Below are 7,093 nucleotides of genomic sequence, written 5' to 3'. Positions count from 1 at the left end.
AGCTGAGGATGTTGACGGCCCGCGAGATCACGAGGGCCAGCAGGACGAATCCGGTGAACGCCTCGGCGATCATCAGGAGCTTCATCCGGCTCGACAGCGGCATCGTGTCGGTCGGGCTGAACGCCATGGTGTTCGTCGTCGAGACCGAGAGGTAGTCGACGAAGCCGGGCCGCCAGTCGGCGCGCTCGGAGGAGGTCGCGGCGACCTCGGGCGCGGTGTCGCGGTAGGTGTCCTGCGGGAAGGCGAAGTCGGCCGCCGCCAGCTCGGTGCGGGGGAGCGTTCCGCGAGCGACCGGACCGCCGCGGTCGAGCTCCCAGAACAGCAGCGCGTACGCGACGACGTTGGTGACCCAGACCTGGAGCGCGGTGAGCAGCAGCGGCGGGCCGTCGGCCGTCCCGTCGACGAGGTCGATCACCACGGCGACCACGTTCACCTGGTTCGCCACGGCGAGCACGACCGCCAGGGCGATGGAGACCCCGCGCGACCAGCGCGTCTCGCTGTCGAGCCGGTGCGGGTTGACGACGAACAGCGGCACGAGGAGCGCGAGCGTGATGCCGGCGGCGACGAGGCGGACCACCGAGGTGTCGGCGCTGTGGCCGGCCACGTTCAGGGCGACGGCCACGAGGATCGCGGCGGAGGCGGGCCAGCGGCTCTCGGCGCGCCGCCTCGCCCGGGAGTCGCTGTCGGCGGTCATGTGCCGAGGCTAGTGCCCGCAGGGGGCCGCTCCGCCTGCCGTAGGATCGAGTCGATCGTCCGCGGGTGCGCCCGCGACGGGGGCCTTTAGCTCAGTTGGTAGAGCGCCACGTTTACACCGTGGATGTCATCGGTTCGAGCCCGGTAGGGCCCACCACCTCCGGCGATCGGACACTGCGCGTCAGCGGGACTGGCGGCGCTTGTAGGGCTTCGGCTGGCCCTTGACGATCGGCGCGCGCCCGGTCCCCTTGGAGGCCTTGGCCTTGCCACCCGACTTCGGAGCCGCCTCCGGCTCGTCGCCGAGCGCGGCGAGCTCCTCGCGGGCGGAGGCGAGGCGCTGCCGCCCGGCCGCGGTGAGGGTCGTGGCGGCGGCACCGGGCTCGAAGAGCGGCTTGCCGAGGTCGAGCTCGACGGCGGCGACGGAGGAGTCGAGCTTCTGCCGCGAGATGCCGAGGCGCTCGGCGGCGCGCACGAAGTGCAGCTCCTCGGCGACCGCCACGAAGTGGCGCAGCTGGCTGATCTTCATCCCGAACCCTTCACGGCCGCTCCCTGCGGCACGACCACGGTACGCGGTCCGGGAGGGGGCGCCGACCGCCGGGAGCGTCGACGGGAACGGCAACGACCCGTCGATCCGCGCCAGAGGCCCCGGCGGACATTGCCGGACGGAGGCGGGAGGCCTACGGTCGCGCCCGTGGGCGGTCCCGAAGCCGGCCACGGAGAGAGGCCGACGTGGGCGCGCTCATCTACAGCTCGATCGCGTCGCTCGACGGCTACGTGAACGACGCGGACGGCGGATTCGCCTGGGCGGAGCCGCGACCCGCCGTGCACCGCTTCATCACGGAGCGCGAGGGGCGGGTGCGCACGTACCTGTACGGGCGGCGCATGTACGAGGTCATGCGCGCGTGGGAGCAGACCTGGGCCCTCGCGGAGGAGTTCGCGTTCATCCGCGAGTTCCAGGAGATGTGGCGGGCGGCCGACAAGGTCGTGTACTCGACGACGCTGGAGTCGGCCGAGACCCGCCGCACCCGCGTCGAGGGCGGGTTCGACCCGGTCGTCGTCGCCGCGCAGGTCAGCGCCGCCGACCACGACGTCTCGATCGGTGGGCCGACCCTCGCCCGGCACGCGCTGCTGGCCGGGATCGTCGACGAGGTGCAGGTCTACACGGTGCCGGTGGCGGTGGGCGGCGGGACCCACTTCCTCCCGTGCGGGTTCCACGCGCGCCTCGACCTGCGCGAGGAGCACCGCTTCGCCGACGGCACGGTCTTCACGCGCTACAGCGTGCGGCGCTGAGACCGGCTACTCGGCGCCGACCAGCGCGGCGATCCGCGAGGCGAGCCGGGCGCCCTGAGCACGTCCGGCGCGGGCGGAGGCGGCGCGGACGGCCGGGTCGAGCGAGTTCGGGCCGAAGGCGCGCACCGACTCCTCGTCGGCGTAGAGCACCTCGACCCGCGAGTCCGCGAGGGCGTCGAGCTCGCCGGTCGGGATCAGGCCCGCGCCGGGCGTGCCGACTCCCGGCAGCGGAGTGACGATCAGGACCCAGTCGGCTCCCGCGGCGAGGTCGGCGTTGCTGCCGGAGCGCACGCCGCCGTCCATGTAGCGGACGCCGTCGATGCTGACGGGAGGCCAGACCCCGGGGACGGCGCAGCTGGCGGAGATCGCGTCGACGAGGCCGACACCGCTCTCGCGGTCGAACACGCGCAGCTCACCGGTGGCCGTGTCGACCGCGGTGATGAGCAGACGCTGCTCGGGCCAGTCGGCGTCGCCCACGCGGGCCGAGATGACGGCCCGGCGCGTGTCCTCGGGGAGCGTCTCGGCCTCGAGCGCGAGGGTGCCGATGCGGCGCCGCGCGTCCTGGGGCGAGGTCGCGCCCTCGACGGCCGCGGCGAAGAGGGCCTGGAGGCGCTCACCGTCGACGTCCGCTCCGATCTCGGCGGACTCCTCCTGGAGCTGGGCCTCGTAGGACTCGTCGAGGCCGGTGCCGGTGCTCAGCTGGGCGGCGACCGCGGAGCCCGCGGAGGTGCCGATGAAGGTCGTCGACGGATCGAGCAGGAGGCGGGCCGCCTCGGGGGAGGCGTCTGCGAGGCCGCGGAGGACGCCGAGCTCCCAGGCGATTCCGGCGAGGCCGCCGCCGGCGAGGACGAGTGCACCAGGCATGGGGGAGGTCCTTTCGATCAGGATCAGGAGGGGGCGGGCGCTGCGGAGCGCCGCAGCACCAACGCTGTCACATCGTCGTGCGCGTCGTCTGCGAGAGCATGCAGACGCTCGAAGAGAGCGGGGTCGTCGTTGCTCCGCACCAGCTCGGCGAGACGGTCGAGCGCGTCGAGGCGCCCGCCGAAGACGTCGAGCAGGCCGTCGCTGCAGGAGAAGAGCGCGTCGCCGGGGGCGAGCACGCGCTGCTCCTCCTCCCAGGAGACGTCGGCGGCGATGCCGAGCGGGACGCCGGTGGAGGCGAGCCGCTCCGTGGTGCCGTCGGCGCGCAGCAGGAGGGTGAGGCCGTGGCCGCTGTCCACGAACGCGACGGCGCCGCTCGCGAGGTCGACCCGGGCGATCAGCGCGGTCGCGAACATCCCGGTCGCTGTCAGGTCGGGCAGGAGCTGGCGGTTGACGGCCTCGACGGCTGCCGCGGGAGGGAGCTCCGGCCGCGCCTGGAACGCGGAGCGGATCGCGGAGGCGACGATCGCCGCCGAGACCCCCTTGCCCATCACGTCGACCAGCTCGAGGGAGAGGTCGTCCCCGCTGCGGCGCCACGCCGTGTAGTCGCCGGCGACGTCGTGCAGCGGCGTGGTCAGCGAGTCGAGGCTCCACTCGCCGAGGTCGAGGCGCGGGGGCCGGAGCCGCTCCTGCGTCTCGCTCCCGCGTCCGGAGAAGGCGATCTCGCGCAGCTCCCGCTCGGCCCACCGGCCGAGGTCCTCGAGGATCTCGCGCTCCTCCTCCGAGAAGCCGCGCACCTCGCTGTCGATGATGCAGATCGTGCCGACGCGGAGGCCGTCCCCGACGACGAGCGGGCGGCCCGCGTAGAAGCGCACGTGAGGGGATCCGGTGACGACTCCGCGGTCGGCGAACCGCGGATCGGCGGTGGCGTCCTCGACGACGAGGATGTCGCCCTGCTGGACCGTGACGTCGCACATCGAGTCGGCGCGCAGCATCCTGCTCGCCCGCGCCGAGCGCTGGGGCGACTTCGTGAACTGCGTCGACTCCTCGAGGATGTTGATCTCGGCGAGGGGGACGCGCAGGAGTCGGCGGGCGACGCGGGTGATCCTGTCGAAGCGCTCCTGGGGGGTGCTCAGGCCGATCCCGAGCTCGGCGATCGCGGCGAGGCGGGCGCGCTCGGTCGGCTCGCTCACGTGCGGGTCCGGGCGAGTGCCCAGAGGTTCTGCCCGTCGACACGGCGGTAGGAGAACTCGGTGACGAGGGCGTGGATGAAGGGAATGCCGCGGCCTGCCTCGTCCCACTCGTCCGGCATGTCGCGGGGGTCGGCGACCTCGGCGGGCGCCTCTTCGGCGGAGTCGTTGAGCGAGGCGCGCAGCTCGGTCGCGTCGACGCGGATCTCGACCAGGCAGATGATGTGCCGGTACGACCGGGCGTGCTGGACGATGTTCGAGGTCAGCTCGACCAGCGCGGTCTCGAACGACATCCGGTCGACCGGCGCGACACCCGGCTCCTCGAGCCACAGCTCCTCGAGCGCCTCGTGGACGGCGGTGACGCCGTCCTCGGGCGGCGTGCGCACGACGAAGGAGCGCTCAGGCACGGTAGGCCTCCTCGACGGTCTCGGCGCTCCCGAGCAGGCGGTCGAGGTTGGACAGGCCGAGCACCATGGCGGGCTGCTCGCCGGCGGCGGCCACGCGCAGCTCGCCGCCCGCCTTCCGCGCCTCCTTGAGTCCGGCGACGAGGACGCCGAGCCCGGACGAGTCGAGGAACTCGACCGCCGCCAGGTCGACGACCACGCGGACCTCTCCCGCCTCGAGCGCGCGCTGGAGGACCGCTTCGAGCTCCCACGCCGTGGACAGGTCGAGCCGGCCGACGGGGCGGATCACCACGATGTCGGGCTCGATCCGCTCGGTGCTGATCCTCGAGCTGGGCTCCATGGTGTCCTCCTGACGGGACGGCACGCGGTTCCGCAGGGCTCGGAGACGTGGTGAGGACGCGGTCGGGGGCGCGACCGAGGGGCTCCGGATCCGATGCGGGGGTGAATCGGGGAGTTCGTCCGCGTCCGACCGTACAAGGGAACGGGGCGCCCCGTGGGAGGCGTGACCGCATCCGCGCTGCGACACGCGGTTCGCGGCCCCGGGGAGGAGGCTCCGCTCAGCCCCTCGCGGCGGCGAGAGCGTCGGCGGCGAGCCGCACGGAGGCGTCCCGGCCGGTCAGCCAGAGCGGCACGGAGCGGGCGCGGAGCCCCGCCGACTCGAGCGCCGGGACCGCGTCCGCGTCCTCCTCGCCGACGAGCCAGGCGTCGAGGAGGCCGCCCCCGCTCCGGGCTCCGTAGTGCCGGCCGACGGCCTCGGCGGAGGTCTCGACGCCGATCGCGGCGAGGCAGGCGTCGGCCATGCCGCGCACCACCGCGCCTCCGATGACGGGGGAGACGCCCACGACGGGTGCGGAGGTCCGGCGGAGGGCGTCCGCGATCCCGGGCACTCCGAGGATCGTGCCGATCGAGACGACGGGATTGGAGGGGGCGACGAGCACCGCGTCGGTGTCGGCGATCGCCTCCAGCACGCCCGGGGCGGGGCGGGCGCTCTCCACCCCCTGCTGGACGAACCGGCGGGCGGGCGCGGACGCGCGCAGCCGCACCCACCACTCCTCGAAGTGGAGGAGCCGCACGCCCTCGCCGGGGAGCTCGACCTCGACGTGGGTCTCGACGTCCTGGTCCGACATCGGCAGCAGGCGGACCCCCAGCGGCCAGCGGGCGGTGATCCGGGCGGTCGCCTCCGAGAGGGTGAGGCCGTCGCGCAGCATCGAGCTGCGGGCGATGTGGGTGCCGAGGTCGAGGTCGCCCAGGGTGAACCACGGCCAGCCGACGCCGAAGGCGGTGAGCTCGGCCGAGACCCGCTCGCTCTCGCCGGCCCGGCCCCAGCCGCGCTCCGTGTCGTTCACTCCGCCGAGCGCGTAGGTGATCGAGTCGAGGTCGGGGCAGACCTTGAGGCCGGTGAGCCACATGTCGTCGCCGGTGTTGACGACGACGGTGATCTCGCTCGCCTCGCCGCCGGCGGCCTCGAGATCGCGGAGGTGCTCGCGGACCGCCGAGGTGAAGCGGGCGCCGCCGACGCCTCCGGCCAGGATCGTGATGCGCATCCGCCCACGCTAGCGGCACCGACGGATTCCTCCCCCGGCGAGCCTTAATGCTGCGGATCCGCGCCGGAAACACCGGGGAAACGTCGAACCCCGACGATGAAGCCCTGTCCCCGGAGCCGGACGGTCCGTCATTGCCTTCGGGCCCGGCGGGGACCACAGTGGGTCCACGTCCCCGGCTCCGCACCGCCTGGCGGAGCACGCCGGAGCCGGACAGGGACGCCCGAGCATGGAGGTACCGATGACCATCGTCCGCGCAGCGATCACCCAGACGACCTGGACCGGCGACAAGGAGTCGATGCTCGACAAGCACGAGCGGATGGCCCGGGACGCCGCAGCCGACGGCGCGCAGATCGTCTGCTTCCAGGAGCTGTTCTACGGCCCGTACTTCGGCATCACGCAGGACAAGAAGTACTACCGCTACGCCGAGCCCGCCGACGGGCCGATCGTGCAGCGCTTCGCGGCCCTCGCGAAGGAGCTGGGCGTGGTGATGATCCTCCCGATCTACGAGGAGGAGCAGACCGGCGTCTACTACAACACCGCGGTCGTGGTCGACGCCGACGGGACGATCCTCGGCAAGTACCGCAAGCACCACATCCCGCACCTGGACCGCTTCTGGGAGAAGTTCTACTTCCGGCCCGGGAACCTCGGCTTCCCGGTCTTCGACACCGCGGTCGGCAAGGTCGGCGTCCACATCTGCTACGACCGCCACTTCCCGGAGGGCTGGCGGGAGCTGGGCCTGAACGGCGCCCACCTCGTCTTCAACCCCAACGCCACCAAGCCCGGCCTGTCGAACCGCCTCTGGGAGGTCGAGGGCCCGGCGGCCGCGGTGGCGAACGGCTACTTCGTGCTGCAGCCCAACCGCGTCGGCCGGGAGGACAACGAGTACGGCGACCTCGCGGTCGACTTCTACGGCACCAGCCAGATCATCGATCCGCGCGGGGAGTTCGTCGGCGAGCGGGGCTCGGGCGAGGCCGAGGAGATCCTGATCCGCGACCTCGAGATGGACATGGTGCAGGAGATGCGCGACGACTGGCAGTTCTACCGGGACCGCCGGCCGGAGTCGTACACCAGCATCCCGAAGCCGTGACCGCAGACCGAGACGGGGAAGACC

The 7,093-nt window shown here is 73.0% G+C and carries 9 protein-coding genes and 1 tRNA gene; 3 read left to right on the top strand and 7 right to left on the bottom strand.

The window, feature by feature from the left end:
• The coding region (locus C5C27_RS08225; RefSeq protein WP_104314098.1) for a hypothetical protein at positions 1-694 on the bottom strand (694 nt) is incomplete at its 3' end.
• Between the two features lie 80 nt (positions 695-774).
• Here C5C27_RS08225 and C5C27_RS08220 point away from each other — a divergent pair.
• Positions 775-850 (top strand) — tRNA-Val (locus C5C27_RS08220).
• Between the two features lie 24 nt (positions 851-874).
• On the opposite strand, the gene C5C27_RS08215 is transcribed toward C5C27_RS08220, so the two are convergent.
• Positions 875-1,219, bottom strand: a complete 345-nt coding sequence (locus tag C5C27_RS08215) for a LysR family transcriptional regulator (RefSeq protein WP_104223469.1) — start codon at positions 1,217-1,219, stop codon at positions 875-877.
• Between the two features lie 203 nt (positions 1,220-1,422).
• On the opposite strand from C5C27_RS08215, the gene C5C27_RS08210 reads away from it, so the two are divergent.
• Positions 1,423-1,983, top strand: a complete 561-nt coding sequence (locus C5C27_RS08210) for a dihydrofolate reductase family protein (protein WP_104250958.1) — start codon at positions 1,423-1,425, stop codon at positions 1,981-1,983.
• 6 nt (positions 1,984-1,989) lie between these two features.
• Here the strand turns inward: C5C27_RS08210 and C5C27_RS08205 are convergent, their stop codons facing one another.
• From C5C27_RS08205 to cofD, 5 genes are all read right to left on the bottom strand, one after another.
• The gene (locus C5C27_RS08205; protein ID WP_104238200.1) at positions 1,990-2,847 is read right to left on the bottom strand and encodes a patatin-like phospholipase family protein; all 858 of its coding nucleotides are present in this window, start codon (positions 2,845-2,847) and stop codon (positions 1,990-1,992) included.
• Positions 2,848-2,870: 23 nt separating this feature from the next.
• On the bottom strand, positions 2,871-4,037 hold the full coding sequence (locus C5C27_RS08200) for a PP2C family protein-serine/threonine phosphatase (RefSeq protein ID WP_181133481.1): 1,167 nt from the start codon (positions 4,035-4,037) through the stop codon (positions 2,871-2,873).
• Complete coding sequence (locus C5C27_RS08195) at positions 4,034-4,441, bottom strand: ATP-binding protein (RefSeq protein WP_104223473.1); 408 nt, start codon at positions 4,439-4,441, stop codon at positions 4,034-4,036. The genes C5C27_RS08200 and C5C27_RS08195 overlap by 4 nt, the downstream gene beginning before the upstream one ends.
• Positions 4,434-4,778 carry an STAS domain-containing protein gene (locus C5C27_RS08190; RefSeq protein WP_104223474.1) on the bottom strand — a complete coding sequence of 115 codons (345 nt, stop codon included), beginning with the start codon at positions 4,776-4,778 and terminating at the stop codon, positions 4,434-4,436. The genes C5C27_RS08195 and C5C27_RS08190 overlap by 8 nt, the downstream gene beginning before the upstream one ends.
• Before the next feature lie 217 nt (positions 4,779-4,995).
• Positions 4,996-5,982 carry a 2-phospho-L-lactate transferase gene (gene cofD, locus C5C27_RS08185; protein WP_104314096.1) on the bottom strand — a complete coding sequence of 329 codons (987 nt, stop codon included), beginning with the start codon at positions 5,980-5,982 and terminating at the stop codon, positions 4,996-4,998.
• A 238-nt stretch (positions 5,983-6,220) separates the two neighbouring features.
• On the opposite strand from cofD, the gene C5C27_RS08180 reads away from it, so the two are divergent.
• On the top strand, positions 6,221-7,069 hold the full coding sequence (locus C5C27_RS08180) for a nitrilase-related carbon-nitrogen hydrolase (protein ID WP_104223476.1): 849 nt from the start codon (positions 6,221-6,223) through the stop codon (positions 7,067-7,069).
• Positions 7,070-7,093 lie beyond the last annotated feature (24 nt).

Origin of the sequence: Rathayibacter sp. AY2B7 (genome assembly GCF_002931635.1) — a bacterium.
Taxonomy (GTDB): Bacteria; Actinomycetota; Actinomycetes; order Actinomycetales; family Microbacteriaceae; genus Rathayibacter.
Note: the sequence above shows the minus strand (reverse complement) of the source record. Positions and strands in the feature narration are given on the sequence as shown.

Coding starts and splice junctions, on each gene's coding strand:
- C5C27_RS08215 (WP_104223469.1), bottom strand. CDS start 1,219: ATGAAGATCAGCCAGCTGCGCCACTTCGTGGCGGTCGCCGAGGAGCTG.
- C5C27_RS08205 (WP_104238200.1), bottom strand. CDS start 2,847: ATGCCTGGTGCACTCGTCCTCGCCGGCGGCGGCCTCGCCGGAATCGCC.
- C5C27_RS08190 (WP_104223474.1), bottom strand. CDS start 4,778: ATGGAGCCCAGCTCGAGGATCAGCACCGAGCGGATCGAGCCCGACATC.
- cofD (WP_104314096.1), bottom strand. CDS start 5,982: ATGCGCATCACGATCCTGGCCGGAGGCGTCGGCGGCGCCCGCTTCACC.
- C5C27_RS08180 (WP_104223476.1), top strand. CDS start 6,221: ATGACCATCGTCCGCGCAGCGATCACCCAGACGACCTGGACCGGCGAC.